This is a genomic window from Herbidospora solisilvae (assembly GCF_009901565.1).
In the GTDB taxonomy this organism is placed as follows: domain Bacteria; phylum Actinomycetota; class Actinomycetes; order Streptosporangiales; family Streptosporangiaceae; genus Herbidospora; species Herbidospora solisilvae.
The window spans coordinates 43728-59066 of sequence record NZ_WXEW01000004.1; the positions used below are offsets into that span (position 1 = coordinate 43728).

Here is a 15339-nt window from a genome sequence, read left to right on the forward strand (position 1 = left end):
CTCAGTTCTCCTTCGGGGGCGCCGGCCGCGCGGTCACGCGCAGGTCCGGTCCAATGGGGACGACGTCTTCGAACTCCCAGCGGTGGATGCCGTCGACGCCCGTCACCCCGGCGTCGCCCAGGGCGCTCGCCCCGGAACCGAGGAACGCGGGCGCCAGGTAGGCGACGATCCGGTCGACCAGACCGGCGCGCAGGAAGCTCCCGGCGAGGGTGGGGCCGCCTTCGAGGAAGACGCTGACGATCTGGCGGCGGTGGAGTTCGGTCAGCAGGGCGGGCAGGTCGAGGCCGTGGGGGCCGCGCGGGACGCGCACGGCGTTCTCGTGGGGCACGTCGGCCCCGACGGCGAGCAGCGTCGGCGCGGCGCCGTCGAGCACCTTCGCCCCGTGGGGTGTACGCCCCTCGCTGTCGACCACCACCCGCAGCGGCGTGGCCGTGGCGGGCCGGACGGTCAGGTGGGGGTCGTCGGCCAGCACGGTGCCGATCCCGGCCATGATCGCGTCGTGCTGCGCGCGCAGGCGATGCACGTCGGCGCGGGCCTCCGGCGAGGTGATCCACTGACTGGTGCCGTCGGCGGCGGCCGACCGCCCGTCGAGGGTCGCGGCGAACTTCCACGTGACGAACGGCCGCCTCAGCCGCGTGTACGTCAGCCAGTGGGCGTTCCCCCGCTCGGCCTCCGCCCGCAGGAGCCCCGTCTCGACCGCGACGCCCTCACGGCGCAGCCGCTTCGCGCCGCCGGCCGCGACCGGGTTCGGGTCGGGCACCGCGACGACGACCCGTTCGATCCCGGCCTTGAGCAGGGCCTCGGAGCAGGGCCCGGTCCGGCCGTGGTGGTCGCAGGGTTCGAGGGTGACGTAGGCGGTGCCGCCCCGGGCCAGCTCACCGGCCTCGCGCAGCGCCCAGACCTCGGCGTGCGGCCCGCCGGCCGCGGCGTGGAAGCCCTCGCCGACGACGGAGCCTCCGGCGGACGTGATCACGCACCCGACCACCGGATTCGGGCTCGTCGTGCCCAGCCCGCGCGCGGCGAGGTCGATCGCCCGGCGCATGAAGTGGTCGTCCACCCCGGTCCTTCCCTGAATCAGGGCTCCGGGGCATGGGCATGGAAGCGCCCAAGGACGGACGCACCCCGAAGAGGGGCCTCGTCCGCCGCGTGCTGCCTCCCATCCGGACTTTCACCGTCGGTCCTGGAATTCCACCAGGTCAACCGGCCGATGGATTCGGCCGGGTCGCGGACTGTCACCGCCGGTTCGGACTTTCACCGACCCCGGAGCACGCAATGCTTTCTTCGATGTGCGTAAAGGCTGTTGCCTACGCAAGTTATTCCCAGTCTGCCACGAGGGTTCCGGGCGGCGTCAATGTGGCGCCGGTCGCAGTGCCCTCGGGACGGCGTTCAGGCCGGTCCGGACGGTGCGCAGCGTCATCGTCGCCCACACGTCGCCGAACGGGGTGGCGGGCAGGCCGTAGAGGCGTCTGGCCCAGCGGGGCAGGCTGGCGAAGGCCACGGCGGTGATCCACGGGAAGACCGGCTTGAGCAGGGTGAGGCGGGCCGGGAGCGGCGGGTTGAGCGACATCAGCAGCGGGTGGGGCGCCTCGGGGACGAACCGCAACTTCGGCCGCTCGGCCTCGATGTAGTCGCGCATCTCGCCCACCGAGTGGGGCACCTCGTCGGGTGACAGGCCGACGACCTCGGCGGCGCGGCGCCATTCGTACACGAACCGGTCGGCCTCGTCGTCGGTCAGGGGCACCCCGGAGCGGCGGGCCGTGGACAGGTAGGAGTCGACCTCCCCGACGTGCACCCAGCGCAGCGCGTCGGGCTCGTCGAGGTGGTAGCGGTCGCCGACGTCGGGGTCGTAGGCGGTCAGGGTGGCGTGGATCTTACGGACCCGGGAGGCGGCCTTCTCCACCTCCTCCGCGGAGCCGTAGGTGCGCACCCGGACGAACTCGGTCGTGCGCAGGAACCGCGCCCACGCCTCGGACGGATCGAACAGCGCCGAGTTCTGGATCACCCCGCGCATCGCCCGCGGGTGGAGGCCCTGCATCAGCAGGGCCCGGAAGCCGCCCACGAACAGCACCGGCTCCGCCATCACCCGCCAGGTGACCGAACCGGGCCCGAAGAGCCCGTCTTGGTTCATGACCTCACGCTACGCCCCCTCGGCGAGGGCGCGAAGTGCCCGGACCGCCTCGGCGGGGTCGTCGCGGCCGTAGACGGCGTTCCCGGCCACGAAGACGTCGGCGCCCGCCTCGGCGCAGCGCTCGATGGTCTCGTCGGCCACCCCGCCGTCGACCTGGATCCAGACCTCAAGGCCGTGCTTGGACACCAGTTGCCGGGCCCGGCGGATCTTCGGCAGCACCCCGTCGAGGAACGGCTGCCCGCCGAACCCGGGCTCGACGGTCATCAGCAGCAGCATGTCGACCTCGGGCAGCAGGTCCTCGTAGGCGTCGACGGCCGTCGCCGGGTTGAGCGCGAACCCCGCCCGCGCGCCCTCCTTGCGGATCGCCCGGAGGGTGCGCACCGGCGCCTTGGCCGCCTCGGCGTGGATGGTCACGCTCTTGGCGCCCGCCTCGGCGTAGCCGACGGCCCACCGGTCGGGGTCTTCGATCATGAGGTGGCAGTCGACCGGCGTCGAGACCGACTTCAGCAGCGCCTCCACCACGGGCAGGCCGAGCGTCAGGTTGGGCACGAAGTGGTTGTCCATCACGTCGACGTGGAGCCAGTCGGCCACCCCCGCGACCCGGGCGGCCTCATCGGCCAGTCGGGCGAAATCGGCGGACAAAATGCTGGGCGAGATCTGTACGGCCATGACGCCGAAGTCTACGCGGCAAGGTTTTGTCCCCTCATGAACCTGCGGATGATCTGCGCAAACTAGCCTCGAACCATGATCAGCGCATCCGGCCTGACCAAGGTCTACGGCGGCAAGACCGCCCTCGACCACGCCGACTTCACGGTGCGGCCGGGTGTGGTGACGGGCTTCCTCGGCCCGAACGGGTCGGGCAAGTCGACCGCGATGCGGCTGATCCTCAACCTCGACCGGGCGACCTCCGGCTCGGTGACCGTCAACGGACGCCCCTACCGCGACCTGCCCGCGCCGCTGCGCGAGGTCGGCGCGCTGCTGGAGGCCAAGGCCTGGCACGGCGGGCGGTCGGCGTACAACCACCTGCGGTTCCTGGCCGGCACCAACGGCATCCCCAGGCGCCGTGTCCGGGAGGTGCTCGACGTCGTCGGCCTCCACGACGTCGCGGCCAAACGCGCCAAGGGCTACTCGCTGGGCATGGGCCAGCGGCTCGGCATCGCCGCCGCCCTGCTGGGCGACCCCGCCATCCTGATGTTCGACGAGCCGGTCAACGGGCTGGACCCCGAGGGCATCCTGTGGATCCGGCGGCTGATGCAGTCGCTGGCCGCCGAGGGGCGGACCGTGTTCGTCTCCAGCCACCTGATGTCGGAGATGGCCCTCACCGCCGGGCACCTCATCGTGATCGGCCGGGGCCGGATCCTGGCCGACACCCCGATGGCCGACTTCGTCCCCGCCAGCCACGTGCGGGTGCGCTCCCCCGACCTGGCCGCCCTCGCCCGGGCCGTCGCCGCCGAGAACTGGCGGGCCCGCACCACCGCGGACGCCCTCCTGGTGTACGGGGTGACGCCCGCCGACCTCGGCGACCTCGCCTACCGGCACGGCATCCGGGTGCACGAGCTGTCGCCCGTCCACCCGTCGCTGGAGGAGGCGTTCATGCGGCTGACGGCCGAAAGCGTCGAGTTCCACGGGATCGATGGATGACCCTCCGGAGGGCCACCTTCGCGGAAGCCGTCGCCGGGGAGTGGATCAAGATCTGGACCGTGCGGTCGACGTTGTGGAGCATGTTCTCCACCGTCGTGGTGACCGTGGGACTGTCGTCGCTGCTGGCGCTGGCGTACACGTTGTCCTACGACCGGCTCGGCTTCCGGGCCCGGCTGGCCTTCGACCCGGTCGCCTACGGGCTGGCCGGGCTCAACTTCGGGGTGATCACGCTGGGCGTGCTCGGGGTGCTGGCGGTGTCGACCGAGTTCTCGTCGGGGCTCATGCGGACGTCGTTGTCGGCCGTGCCGCGCCGCTCGCGCCTGCTGGCCGCCAAGGCCGTCGTGGTGGCCGTGATCGCGCTGGTCGTGGGGCTGATCTCGTCGTTCGCGGCGTTCTTCGCATCGCAGGCGGTCTTCTCGATGCGGCGGCTCGGCGCCGGGATCGGCGACCCCGAGGTGCTGCGCGCGGTCACCGGCGGCGGGCTCTACCTCACGCTGATCGCGCTGATCTCGCTGGGTGCGGGGGCGATCGTGCGGCACACCGCCGGGGCGATCACGTCGGTGCTCGGGGTGCTGTTCGTGGCGCCGATCTTCGGGGTGTTCCTGCCGGAGGACTGGGGGCGTACCGTCCAGAAGTTCCTGCCCCCGGCGGCCGGGAGCGCGATCCTGACCACCCGCGAGACGCCGTTCACCCTGCCTCCGTGGCAGGGGTTCGGCGTCTTCGCGGGCTACACGGCCCTGGTGCTCGTGGTCGCGTTCGTGCTGTTCAGACGGCGCGACGTCTGAGCAGGGCCAGGAACATCGCGTCGGTGCCGTGGCGGTGCGGCCAGAACTGGGCGTAGGGGCCGTCGCCGAGCCCCGGGACCTCGGGCAGGTAGGCGCGGGCGTCGAGCGTCTCGGCCAGCTCGCCCATGTCGCCCACGACGGCGCGCGTCTCGGCGATGTGGGGCGAGCAGGTCACGTAGGCCACCACGCCGCCGGGACGGACCGCTCGGAGCGCCTCCTTCAGGAGCGCCCGCTGGAGCGCGGTCAGGTCGGGGATGCCGCGCGGGTCACGCCGCCACCGCGCCTCGGGACGGCGGCGCAACGCCCCCAGCCCGGTGCACGGCGCGTCGAGCATGACCCGGTCGAACACGCCCTCCCGCCACGGCGGGTTGGTGCCGTCGGCCACCACGACGGCGGCCTCCTTGGTCGCCTGCCAGACCAGCCGGGCCCGGTGTTCCTGCGAATCGCCCGCCAGCAGCCGGGCGCCCGTCTGCGCGGCCACCGCGTCGAGCAGGCCCGCCTTGCCGCCGGGGCCGGCGCACATGTCGAGCCAGGTGCCGTCGCGGTCGTCGAGCGGCACCCGGGTCAGCGCCAGGGCGACGAGCTGGCTCGCTTCGTCCTGCACCGCCGCTCGCGCCTCGCCGACCGCCTTGAGCCGGCCGGGGTCGCCGTCGACCAGGTAGGCGCCGTAGGGCGAGTAGGGCGCGGGCTCGGCCCCGGCGTCGACGAGCTCGTCGATCGTGGCCCGGCCCGGCCGCGCGACGAGGGCCACCCGGGGCCGCTCGTTGTCGGCTTCGAGCGCCTTGGCGGTCTCGTCGATCGACCCGCCGACGGCGTCGCGCAGGGCGGTGACGATCCACTTCGGGTGGCTGTAGGTGATCGCGAGGTGGCCGATCGGGTCGTCTTCGACCGGCGGCGCGACGGCCTTCAGCCACTCGTCGAGCGAGCGCTGGCTGACCTTGCGCAGGATCGCGTTGGCGAACCGCGACGGCCCCTGGCCGACCCGCAGCCGGACCAGGTCGATCGTGGCCGAGACGGCGGCGTGGGCCGGGATGCGGGTGCGCAGGAGCTGGTGGACGCCCAGGCGCATGGCGTCGAGCAGCGGCGGGTCGATCTCCTCCGGCGGGCGGTCGCTGCAGGCGGCGATCACTTCGTCGTAGGTGCCCAGACCCCGCAGGGTGCCGTAGGCGAGCTCGGTCGCGAGGGCGGCGTCGCGGCCGGTGATGTCACGCTGGCGCAACATCTGCGGCAGCAGCAGGTTGGCGTAGGCGTCGCGCTCGTCGACGGCCCTCATCAGGTCGTACGCCGCGTTTCTCGCCTCGTCACGGACGGGCTTGGGGGGCCTCGGAGGGCCGCCGCGCCGACCGGTGGAGCGGGCCCGTCCTGAGGGGTTGTTGCCCCGGTTCGTCATCTGGCGGTTGCCTTCGGTTGGTGGTGGCGAGCGATCATCCAGGGTAGCTCAGCCCAGGTGGTCGCCTTCCCCGATTCGGGCACCGCGGGCCCAATCGCCCGCCGTCATCGGCTTCTTCCCTTCAGCCCTCACCTCGCCGAGGAGGACGGGGTGACTGGCCGTGCCGACCCAGATCCGGTTCTTCTGGACGCGGATCTCGCCCGGCGCCAGCTTCTCGGCGTCGGCGGCCGGGGTCACCGGGCCCAGTTTGAGCCGGTGGCCGCGGAACTCCGTCCAGGCGCCGGGATTGGGGGTGCAGGCCCGGATGAGCCGGTCGACCCGGAGGGCCGGGGCGGTCCAGTCGACCCGGGCGTCGTCGACCTGGATCTTGGGAGCCAGGCTGACGCCCTCGGCGGGCTGCGGGCGTGCTTCGAGGGTGCCGTCTTCGATGCCGTCGATCGTGGCGGCCAGCAGGCCCGCGCCCGACTCGGCCAGCCGCGCCAGCAGCTCGCCGCTGCTGTCGGACGGCCGGATCTCCTCGGTCACCACGCCGAACACCGGACCGGCGTCGAGCTCCTTGACGATCCGGAACGTCGCCGCGCCGGTGATCTCGTCGCCGTGGAGCACGGCGTGCTGGACCGGGGCCGCGCCGCGCCAGGCCGGCAGCAGCGAGAAGTGCAGGTTGACCCAGCCGTGGACCGGGATGTCGAGCGCCGCCTGCGGCAGCAGCGCGCCGTAGGCGACGACCGGGCAGCAGTCGGGCGCGATCTGGCGCAGCCGGTCGAGGAAGGCGGGGTCGCCGGCCTTCGCGGGCTTCAGCACCTCGACGCCCGCCTCGGCGGCGAGCTCGGCGACCGGGCTGGGGTGGAGCCGGCGCCCACGCCCCGACTGGGCGTCGGGCCGGGTCACCACGGCCGCCACCTCGTGGCGGGAGGCCAGCAGGGCCCGCAGCGACGGGAGCGCGGTCTCGGGGGTGCCCGCGAAGACGAGACGCACTAGATGGCCCTCCCGAACGTGGCGTGCGGCGAGAACTTGACGACCGGGGCCGACAGGCCGCTCCACTCGGCCTCGCGGACCGCCTTCATGGCGAGCTTGCGCTGCTTGGCGTCCATGCGGTCGATGAACAGGATGCCGTCGAGGTGGTCGGTCTCGTGCTGCAGGCAGCGGGCCATCAGGTCGGTGCCCTCGATCGTGACCGGGTCGCCGTGCATGTTGAAGCCCTTGGCGACCGCGCGGATCGCGCGCGGCGTCGGGAAGGCCAGGCCGGGGAAGGACAGGCAGCCCTCCTCGCCCTCCTCGTCGCACTCTTCGCCCAGGTCGAGGACCGGGTTCACCAGATGGCCGACCACGTCGTCGATGTTGTAGGTGAAGACGCGGAGCCCGACGCCGATCTGCGGGGCGGCGAGGCCGGCGCCCGGGGCGTCCATCATCGTGTCGGTCAGGTCTTTGACGAGCTTGCGCAGTTCCTTGTCGAAGGTCTTCACCGGCTCCGCCGGAGTGCGCAACACGGGGTCGCCGAACAGGCGGATCGGCTGAACTGCCACCAGAAGGCTCCTTGGACTAGGGATCAGCCAAGTTTAAGGGCGGTCTCAGCGCGACCGGGTCTTCATCGCCGCCTTGCGCGCGGCCTTGGCGACCACGACGTCGGGATGGTTCTTGCCGAGCAGCTCCAGCACGGCCAGCGCGTCGGGGTGGTCGGCCGCGCCCATGACGGGCACCAGGCTGAGCAGGTCGTCGCCGAGCACGTCGAGGTCGCCGCCCTTGGCGGGGGCGCCGAGGTAGAGCAGGGCGGCCAGGGTGTCGACGGCCACCCAGGCGCCGTCGGCCTCGCCGAGGGCCGGGGCGTCGAAGTCGCGCACGCCCAGCCAGGCGGCGGCGTAGCGCCACATCAGCGGCTCGTCGAGCGCCTCACGCACGGCCGGGGCGGCCTCCGGGCCGAGCTCCTCCAGGATGGTGCCGGCGGTGCCGCGCTGGGCGGCGTTGCCGGTCGCGGCGATCTTGATCAGGTCGCGGGCGGCCTCCTCGGGGGCCCGCCGCTCCAGCCACAGGCTCGCCGCGCTCGCCGACGCCTTCCCGGCGATCAGCGCGTCGATGAGCTCGCCGGCGGTCAGCAGGGCCAGGCCCTCGATCTCGCTCAGCGAGGGGGCGTCGTGGCCCTCGCGCAGCAGGTCGCGGCGGACCGCCCAGACGCCGATCGGGGTGAGCCGCACCGAGTCGGCGCCCGCCGACTCGATCAGCCCGCAGTAGGCCAGCAGCTCCATCGCCGCGGCCAGCTCGTCGGGCAGGGCCAGGCGCAGCCGCCGCAGCTCCTGGAGCCCGGCCTCGCAGCCGACCTCGTGAGCCTGCAGGATGCCGGTGGTGAGCAGCGGCAACGCCATGCCCTCGCGCACCGAGTACATCGTGGCCAGGATCTCGGTCAGGTGCTCGTCGACGACGGCCGAGCCGGTCAGCCCCTGCTCGTCGGTCCGGTCGAGCACGTCCATGACGACGCCGTCCCAGAACTCCATCGTGTCGCGCACCCCCGGCCCCGGCCGGGCGCCCTCGGGGGTGATCTCGACGAGGCGGCCGTTGACCGCCACGATCCAGAGCAGCCGCAGGCGGTCGGCCTTCAGGCCGAGGTCGTGGACGGCCCGGGCGGCGTCGTCGGGCCGGAGAACGTGATCGTCGGCGACGGGGCGGGTGCCGGTCCAGGCGGCGAGGCGGGCCGCGTCGCGTACCAGGGGGACCGCCCGCACCTGAGCGGCGAGCTCGTCGTCGAGCGCCAGCTCGACCGGCGGGAAGGTGAGCACGTCGCTGTCGAGGATCGCTGAACCTGGCATTCCTGCAACTTACTCCACACTGGTCACCTGATACCCCGCGAACGAGCCTTGAAGGCGGCCTTCCTGGCGGCCTTGGCGGCGTTGCGGTCGGGCAGGGTGTGGCCGAGCAGTTCGAGCACCTGCACGACGTCGGGGTGCTCCACCTTCCACATGTCCTCGATCACCTCGGGCGACGGCCCGGAGGCGGCCATGTTCTCGGCGAACGACTGGGGATCGGCCTCGGCGGCCGGGATCGCCAGGGCGAGCATGTCGACGCTGACCCACAGCATCTCGTCTTCGGTCAGCGGCGGCGCCCCCAGGCGGCGGGCCGACAACCAGTGGATGACGTGGGGCCGCAGCTCGGGGTCGGACAGGTAGCGCCGGACGGCGGGCTCGGCCTCGAACCCCAGCCGGTCGACGATCGTGACGGCCACCCCGCGCACCTCGGCCGGCGCGCCGACGACCGCTTCGAGCAGCTCCCCGGCGGCCTCCGCCGGGGACCGGGCGCCCAGCCACCGGACGATGTCGGGCTCGGCCGCCTCGGGCGTGATCCCGTCGGACAGCAGCCCCGCGATGAGCCCGCTCGCGTCGCCCTCGGCCAGGTCGGGCGCGATGGGGGCGTCGAGGCCGAGCTCGGCGTACATCTCCCGGATCCCCCACATGCCGTGAGGGGTCAGCACCAGACCCTCGTCGGTGATGGCGACGGTGCCCGCGGCGACGAGCCCTTCGAGGGCCTCGGTCAGGTCGCCCACCGGCCCGTCGTCGGCCACCTCGCTCAGATAGTCGCCCACGGCCTCGACCGGGACCGGGACCTGGAGCCGGTAGAGCAGGTCGTGGATGGCGTAGACCTCCTTGTCGACCACCGCCGACCCGGTGACCTCGCCGCGGTCCTCGCCCAGGAACTCCACCAGCCCCACCCAGAGGTCGAGCACGTCTTCGTCGGCCCGCTCCTCAAGGGCCCGGAACCCCGCCTCGGCGCTCACCTGGACGCCGTCGAGCTCGGCGAGCCCGAGCTCCAGCGCGAGCCCCCAGGCGACCGACGGCCGGGCCACCCCCCGCCCCGCGAGCTCCTTGGCGTCTTTGACCCTGAGGGCCTTGCGGGTGGTCGCGGTGGCGCCGTGCTCGACCATCCAGGCCACGACGGTGTGGGCGTCGCGCAGCAGCGGCACCTCGCGCACCATCTTGGCGACCTCGCCGGGCGCGGCCAGCCGCACCGACGGCAGCGGCGCGCAGCCGGGACAGTCGCAGTCTTCGTCGAGGGTGAGGCTGCGCCCCTGCCCGAGCCGCGGCGCGGCGTCGTCGACCCCCGGCTCGATGAGCTCGAAGGTGTCGGCGCCGATGACGCTGAAGATGCTCTTCGCCATGCCGAACTTGGACGAGTCGGCCAGCGCGGCCGGCATCAGCGGCCCTACCCGGTCGAGCGTGGCCCGCATCTCGGCGGCGGTCGTGCCGTCGACCGCGCCGGTGGCGGCCAGGAAGTCGACGAGCGAGTGGGCGGCCGCGACCGTTCCCGGCGCGCTGTCGGGCGGGGTGATCACCTTGCGCGGGTAGATCTCCAGCAGCAGTTCCTCGAAAGTGGCGGGCCGGAAATCCCCCGGCGCGGCGACCTCCAGGTAGTCACTGGCGTAGTCGCACAGCAGCCTGACCTCATCGGCATCGGGCGTGACGCCGTTCTCGTGCCCCCACACACGCAGGCCGTCGATGGCCCGGTTCACCCATTCGATCGACACAGGGAGACGCTAACGGGTTACTGACCGCATCGCGAATCGACGCCCTCGCCCCTAGATCAGGTCACAGCAGATCAACCACCCCGATCCCCACCCTGACCACCTCGGAGACCCCGGCGGACGACGGGCCCATGGCCACCCGGGCCCCTTTTGGGACGGCCCCTTTCGAACCCCGGCTTGGCCGAGCGGGGCCGGCCGAACCTCGGGTCCGCCGCGGTCCGGGTCTGCGCGCGGCCCGCCGACCGGACCGGCGGCCCCACAGCCGGTCAGCGGCAGGTCACAACAGGTCGAGGGGATCGATGTCCACCCGGACCACCTCGGCGGCCTTCCGTGCCGACCGGACCCCCGCGGCGCCCTTGAGGACCCTGGCCAGCTCGGCCCCCCTGGCCTTGGGCGCCCGCAGCACCGCCCGCTCCTCTCCGGCACGCCCTACCGGCACCGGCCCCAGCACCTCCACGCCCTCCGGAAGCGCGGCGATCCCGAGCATCTCCCTGATCGCGGCGGGCGACCCGGTGAGCGTGGCGACGTGGGTGACCGGCGGGAACCCGAGCTCGGCCCGGTCGCGGAGTTCACGTTCGGCGTGCGTGACCGGATCCCACCGGACGAGCGCCTGGGTGACCGGCGCCTGCCCGTCGGCGAGCACGACCACCTCCCCGCCCGGCCGCACCAGCGCCGCGGCGTTGAGCCACCGCCGGAGCGCCTCCTCGGCGGCCCTGAGGTCGGGCCTGCTCAGCATGGCCCACCCGTCGAGCAGCGCCGCGGCCGCGTAGCCGCCCTCCGCGACGGGCTCGGCCCCCGGCGTGGCCACCACGAGCGCCGCCGTGCCCGGCACCGACGCGAGCACCCCGTCCCGCCCCGACGTCGTGACCCGGGTGGACGGAAAGGCCCGCCCCAGTTCCTCAGCCGTCCTGCGCGCCCCCACGACGGCCGCTCGCAGGCGCGGGGACCCGCAGTTGTGGCAGCGCCAGTCGCCGGCGATCCGGCCGCACCAGCGGCAGTAGGGCGCCGCGTGCCCGTTCGTCAGCGCCAGCGGACCGGAACAGTTCGTGCACCGCGCCCGGGTCCGGCAGTTCTGGCAGTTCAGCGCAGGGAGATACCCGCGCCTGGGCACCTGGACGAGCACCGGCCCCCGCTCCAGCCCCGCCTTGAGCGCCCGCCACGCGACACTGGGCAACCGGGCGGCCTTCGCCGCCTGGTCCCGCCCGAGCTCGGCGTCGTCTCCGGCGGGCCGCACCCGGGGCGCCCACCGCCTGACCTCCTCACGGGCGGCGGTCAGCGGCCTGGCCCACCCGGTGGCGATGAGCCGCGTCCCTTCCGCGGTCCGCGCGTAGCCTCCGATGAGCATCGCCGCACCCGCCGCGTGCACCCGGGTGGCCAGGACCTCCCGGGCGTGCGGGTAGGGCGCCAGCCGCTCGGAGTGCAGGTCGTCGCCGTCGTCCCAGAGCACCGCGAGCCCCAGGTCCCGCACGGGCGCGAACGCCGTCGCCCGGTTCCCCACGGCGACCGTGACCTCACCCCGCAACACCCTGAGCCACCGCCGATACCGCTCGGCGGGCCCCAGGTCAGCGGTGATGGTGACGTGGGGGGTGTCCTGGAGCGCGGCGCCGACGAGCGCGACGTCCTTCCCGTCGGGGACGACCACGACGACCCCGCGGCCGGCCGCGACGGTCTGCCGAACGGCTTCGGCGACCGCCCCGGGCCAGGTCGGCGGCCCGCCCGGCAGGGCGGTCCAGACGGCCCGCACCGGCCGCCCTTCCCGGAGCCCGGCGAGAAACGAGAGCCCGGCGGAATAGGCGCCCCAGTAGTCAGTGACGAGACCACCCGACTCCTGGACGGGGCCCGGAGCGGCCTCCGCCGCTGTCCCATGTCCGGAAATTTCGGGATCCGCCCTCCACCCGGGACCGCCGCCCGCATGGCGCACCACAGACCCAGCGAGATCCCCAGGTCCCACCTTGTCGGCCGTTTCGGGATCTGCACCGGTCGCTAGACCGCCCGAAATTTCGTGACCCGCCCCGGATGCCGACCCGCCTTCAACACCGGATGCCCCGACTGATGAGTGCCCCGCCCTCCTCGCGCCGCCCGAAACCTCATGGCCTGCCCCGGACGCCGGCCCACCCACAACCCGGGATGCCCCGGTGCGTGACGGCGCCACCCCGCCCAGGCTCCCCGAACCGCCGTGACCCGCTCCGGATGCCGACCCGCCTTCAACACGGGAGCCCTCGGCTTGCTCGACAAGGGATGCCCCGACTTGAAAGGGCGTCGCCTTCTCCGCACCGCCCGAAATTTCGGCATCTGCCCCCAGCTCAGCCCGGGCATCCATGCCATCCGGAAGCCCCCGAATCGTCCCTGATCCGGAGAGGGCTACACCATCCAAGCCACCCGATATTTCGGGATCGGCGCTCGGCTCGACCTCGGCATCAGACGCCCCGGCCCCAGAGAACCCCGAACTTCCCGCGCCACCCGACATCTCGGCCCCAGGCAAGGACTCGCCACCCTCAGACCCAGAGAATCCCGTTTTCCCTGCGCCCCCCGGCATCTCCGCACCGGGCAAGGACTGCCCGCCACCACCCGAAACGTCAGCACCCCCCCGGCCGGAAGACACCGCACCAGGCAAGGAGAGGTCGCCACCCGCAACGTCAGCACCCGCCCGTCCGGAAACCACCGCGGCATCCCCCAGCCGCACGGTCACCCCGCCCCCGCGCCGCCCGCCCGCGGCCGCCGACTCACGCCCCGCCTCCACCCGCGCGTGCCGAGGCGGGATCGCCAGCCGCAGCACGTCGGACAACGTCCCCGCATACCGGTCGGCCACCGCCCGCGCCAGAGCGGCGATCTCCGCCGTCAGCACCCGCTCCGGCGAGATCACCCGGTCGAGGAAGAGCAGCGCCCCCTGATGCTCACTGGACTCCACCCGCTCCAGCAGAAAGGCATCGGTCAGTTTCCCCGCGAACCGTACCCGCACCCGAACCCCGGGCAGGGCGACGTCGTCGAGGGAGGCGGGCACGAGATAGTCGAAGGGCCGGTCGAGGTGCGGCAGGGGGTTGTCGACCACGACCCGCGCGACCGGGAGAAGGTCAGCGGGTGCGGGTGCGCCTGCGGCCCTCCCTCGGGCTCCCGGGGAGGTCGCGTCGGAGGGAAGCGCGATCAGCGCCTCCTGCGAACCCTCGCTCACAAGGCCCAAGTCCTAGCAGCAACCAAAAGATCCCCGGGCCGGAGCCCGGGGATCTGGGGAAAACTACAGACCGGCGGCGGCGCGCAGCGCGCCGGCGCGGTCGGTCGACTCCCAGGAGAAGCCGTCGCGGCCGAAGTGGCCGTAGGCGGCGGTCTCGGAGTAGATCGGGCGGAGCAGGTCGAGGTCGCGGATGATCGCGGCCGGGCGCAGGTCGAACACCTGGAGCACGGCGGCCTGGATGGCGGCGATCTCGACGGTCTCGGTGCCGAAGGTCTCGACGAACACACCGACGGGCTGGGCCTTGCCGATGGCGTAGGCGACCTGGACCTCGGCGCGGTCGGCGAGGCCGGCGGCGACGATGTTCTTGGCGACCCAGCGCATGGCGTAGGCGGCCGAGCGGTCGACCTTCGACGGGTCCTTGCCCGAGAAGGCGCCGCCGCCGTGGCGGGCCATGCCGCCGTAGGTGTCGACGATGATCTTGCGGCCGGTGAGGCCGGCGTCGCCCATGGGGCCGCCGATCTCGAAGCGGCCGGTCGGGTTGACCAGGAGGCGGTAGCCCTCGACCACGATGTCGAGGTCGGCCAGGACCGGCTCGACGACGTGCTCGCGGATGTCGGGGGTCAGCATCTCCTTGAGGTCGATCTCCGGAGCGTGCTGGGTGGACACGACGACGGTGTCGAGGCGGACCGGCTTGTCGCCGTCGTACTCGATCGTGACCTGGGTCTTGCCGTCGGGGCGCAGGTAGGGCACGGTGCCGTTCTTGCGGACCTCGGACAGGCGGCGGGCCATGCGGTGGGCGAGCGTGATCGGCAGCGGCATCAGCTCGGGGGTCTCGCGGCAGGCGTACCCGAACATGAGGCCCTGGTCGCCCGCGCCCTGGCGGTCGAGGTCGTCGGCCTGCTGCTCCTCGCGGTGCTCGATGGCGTCGTCGACGCCCTGCGCGATGTCGGGCGACTGCGCGCCGATGGAGACCGAGACGCCGCAGGAGGCGCCGTCGAATCCCTTGTGGGAGGCGTCGTAGCCGATCTCGAGGATCTTCTCGCGGATGACGCCGGGAATGTCGACGTAGGTTTCCGTCGTCACCTCACCGGCGACGTGGACCTGGCCGGTGGTGATCATCGTCTCGACGGCGACACGGCTCTTGGGGTCGTCCTTGAGCATGGCGTCGAGGATCGCGTCACTGATCTGGTCGGCGATCTTGTCGGGGTGGCCCTCGGTGACCGACTCGGAGGTGAACAGGCGACGGGACAACTCGTGGCTCCTCATGCAGCGGCTGCTGACGGCTAAATGGCTTCGCTGAGTGTAGCCGGACGACCGTCACCCCCGCGAAACCGTCTCATGTCACAAGTCGGGTAGCGGATCCCTCGGCAGGTCCCCCGGTGCGAACGCCTCGGCGTCGGCCGCCCCTACGACGGCGACGTACTCGTCGGCGACCTCGAACGACACGCCGCCGAGCTCGATGACGGGACCCGGCGAGAAGGCGACCGGACCGAGCCGGGTTCGCCGCGGATGGCGGGCCCACACCGACGCGGGTTCGTGGCGGCCGAACACCTTGGTGGCCAGGACCGTGATCGACCGGTCGGTCACCACGACGAGATAGCCGTCGCCGCCGGCGTGGGCCGGGAAGACGTAGCGCAGGTCCTCGCCCGGCGGGAGCAGGGCGCGGCAGCGTTCCCGGATCGCGGCGGACACGGGCATGGCCATCTCCTTCAAGGGCCAAAC

12 protein-coding genes, 2 pseudogenes and 1 riboswitch are annotated in these 15339 nt (G+C 73.1%); of the genes and pseudogenes, 2 read left to right on the plus strand and 12 right to left on the minus strand.

Annotation, left to right across the window (positions count from 1 at the left end):
• Position 1 precedes the first annotated feature (1 nt).
• From ribD to rpe, 3 genes are all read right to left on the minus strand, one after another.
• Positions 2-1057 carry a bifunctional diaminohydroxyphosphoribosylaminopyrimidine deaminase/5-amino-6-(5-phosphoribosylamino)uracil reductase RibD gene (gene ribD, locus GT755_RS13520; RefSeq protein WP_328794335.1) on the minus strand — a complete coding sequence of 352 codons (1056 nt, stop codon included), beginning with the start codon at positions 1055-1057 and terminating at the stop codon, positions 2-4.
• 85 nt (positions 1058-1142) lie between these two features.
• Positions 1143-1273, minus strand: a riboswitch (FMN riboswitch).
• 75 nt (positions 1274-1348) lie between these two features.
• Positions 1349-2128, minus strand: coding sequence for an oxygenase MpaB family protein (locus tag GT755_RS13525; protein WP_161480095.1), 780 nt, complete (start codon positions 2126-2128; stop codon positions 1349-1351).
• A gap of 9 nt (positions 2129-2137) precedes the next feature.
• On the minus strand, positions 2138-2797 hold the full coding sequence (gene rpe / locus GT755_RS13530) for a ribulose-phosphate 3-epimerase (RefSeq protein ID WP_161480096.1): 660 nt from the start codon (positions 2795-2797) through the stop codon (positions 2138-2140).
• A 75-nt stretch (positions 2798-2872) separates the two neighbouring features.
• Here rpe and GT755_RS13535 point away from each other — a divergent pair, with 75 nt between their 5' ends.
• On the plus strand, positions 2873-3769 hold the full coding sequence (locus GT755_RS13535; protein WP_161480097.1) for an ATP-binding cassette domain-containing protein: 897 nt from the start codon (positions 2873-2875) through the stop codon (positions 3767-3769).
• A complete protein-coding gene (locus GT755_RS13540; RefSeq protein WP_161480098.1) occupies positions 3766-4554 on the plus strand; it encodes an ABC transporter permease subunit in 789 nt (262 codons plus the stop codon). The genes GT755_RS13535 and GT755_RS13540 overlap by 4 nt, the downstream gene beginning before the upstream one ends.
• On the opposite strand, the gene GT755_RS13545 is transcribed toward GT755_RS13540, so the two are convergent.
• The 9 genes and pseudogenes from GT755_RS13545 to GT755_RS13585 all read right to left on the minus strand — a co-directional run bounded on the left by GT755_RS13545 (position 4535) and on the right by GT755_RS13585 (position 15315).
• Complete coding sequence (locus GT755_RS13545) at positions 4535-5944, minus strand: RsmB/NOP family class I SAM-dependent RNA methyltransferase (protein ID WP_161480099.1); 1410 nt, start codon at positions 5942-5944, stop codon at positions 4535-4537. The genes GT755_RS13540 and GT755_RS13545 overlap by 20 nt on opposite strands.
• A gap of 48 nt (positions 5945-5992) precedes the next feature.
• Positions 5993-6919, minus strand: a complete 927-nt coding sequence (gene fmt / locus GT755_RS13550) for a methionyl-tRNA formyltransferase (protein WP_161480100.1) — start codon at positions 6917-6919, stop codon at positions 5993-5995.
• Positions 6919-7467: a peptide deformylase gene (gene def, locus GT755_RS13555; RefSeq protein ID WP_161480101.1), complete on the minus strand. Its 549-nt coding sequence runs from the start codon at positions 7465-7467 to the stop codon at positions 6919-6921. The genes fmt and def overlap by 1 nt, the downstream gene beginning before the upstream one ends.
• Positions 7468-7512: 45 nt before the next feature.
• A complete protein-coding gene (locus GT755_RS13560) occupies positions 7513-8742 on the minus strand; it encodes a hypothetical protein (RefSeq protein WP_202610025.1) in 1230 nt (409 codons plus the stop codon).
• Between the two features lie 23 nt (positions 8743-8765).
• The gene (locus GT755_RS13565; RefSeq protein ID WP_161480102.1) at positions 8766-10451 is read right to left on the minus strand and encodes a hypothetical protein; all 1686 of its coding nucleotides are present in this window, start codon (positions 10449-10451) and stop codon (positions 8766-8768) included.
• A 274-nt stretch (positions 10452-10725) separates the two neighbouring features.
• Positions 10726-12339: pseudogene (locus GT755_RS13570) on the minus strand (primosome assembly protein PriA); the annotation flags it as partial.
• An 840-nt stretch (positions 12340-13179) separates the two neighbouring features.
• Positions 13180-13626, minus strand: a pseudogene (locus GT755_RS13575) (primosomal protein N' family DNA-binding protein); the annotation flags it as partial.
• Positions 13627-13680: 54 nt separating this feature from the next.
• Positions 13681-14868: a methionine adenosyltransferase gene (gene metK / locus GT755_RS13580; protein WP_030450370.1), complete on the minus strand. Its 1188-nt coding sequence runs from the start codon at positions 14866-14868 to the stop codon at positions 13681-13683.
• Between the two features lie 90 nt (positions 14869-14958).
• On the minus strand, positions 14959-15315 hold the full coding sequence (locus GT755_RS13585; RefSeq protein ID WP_161480103.1) for a hypothetical protein: 357 nt from the start codon (positions 15313-15315) through the stop codon (positions 14959-14961).
• Between the last annotated feature and the right edge of the window lie 24 nt (positions 15316-15339).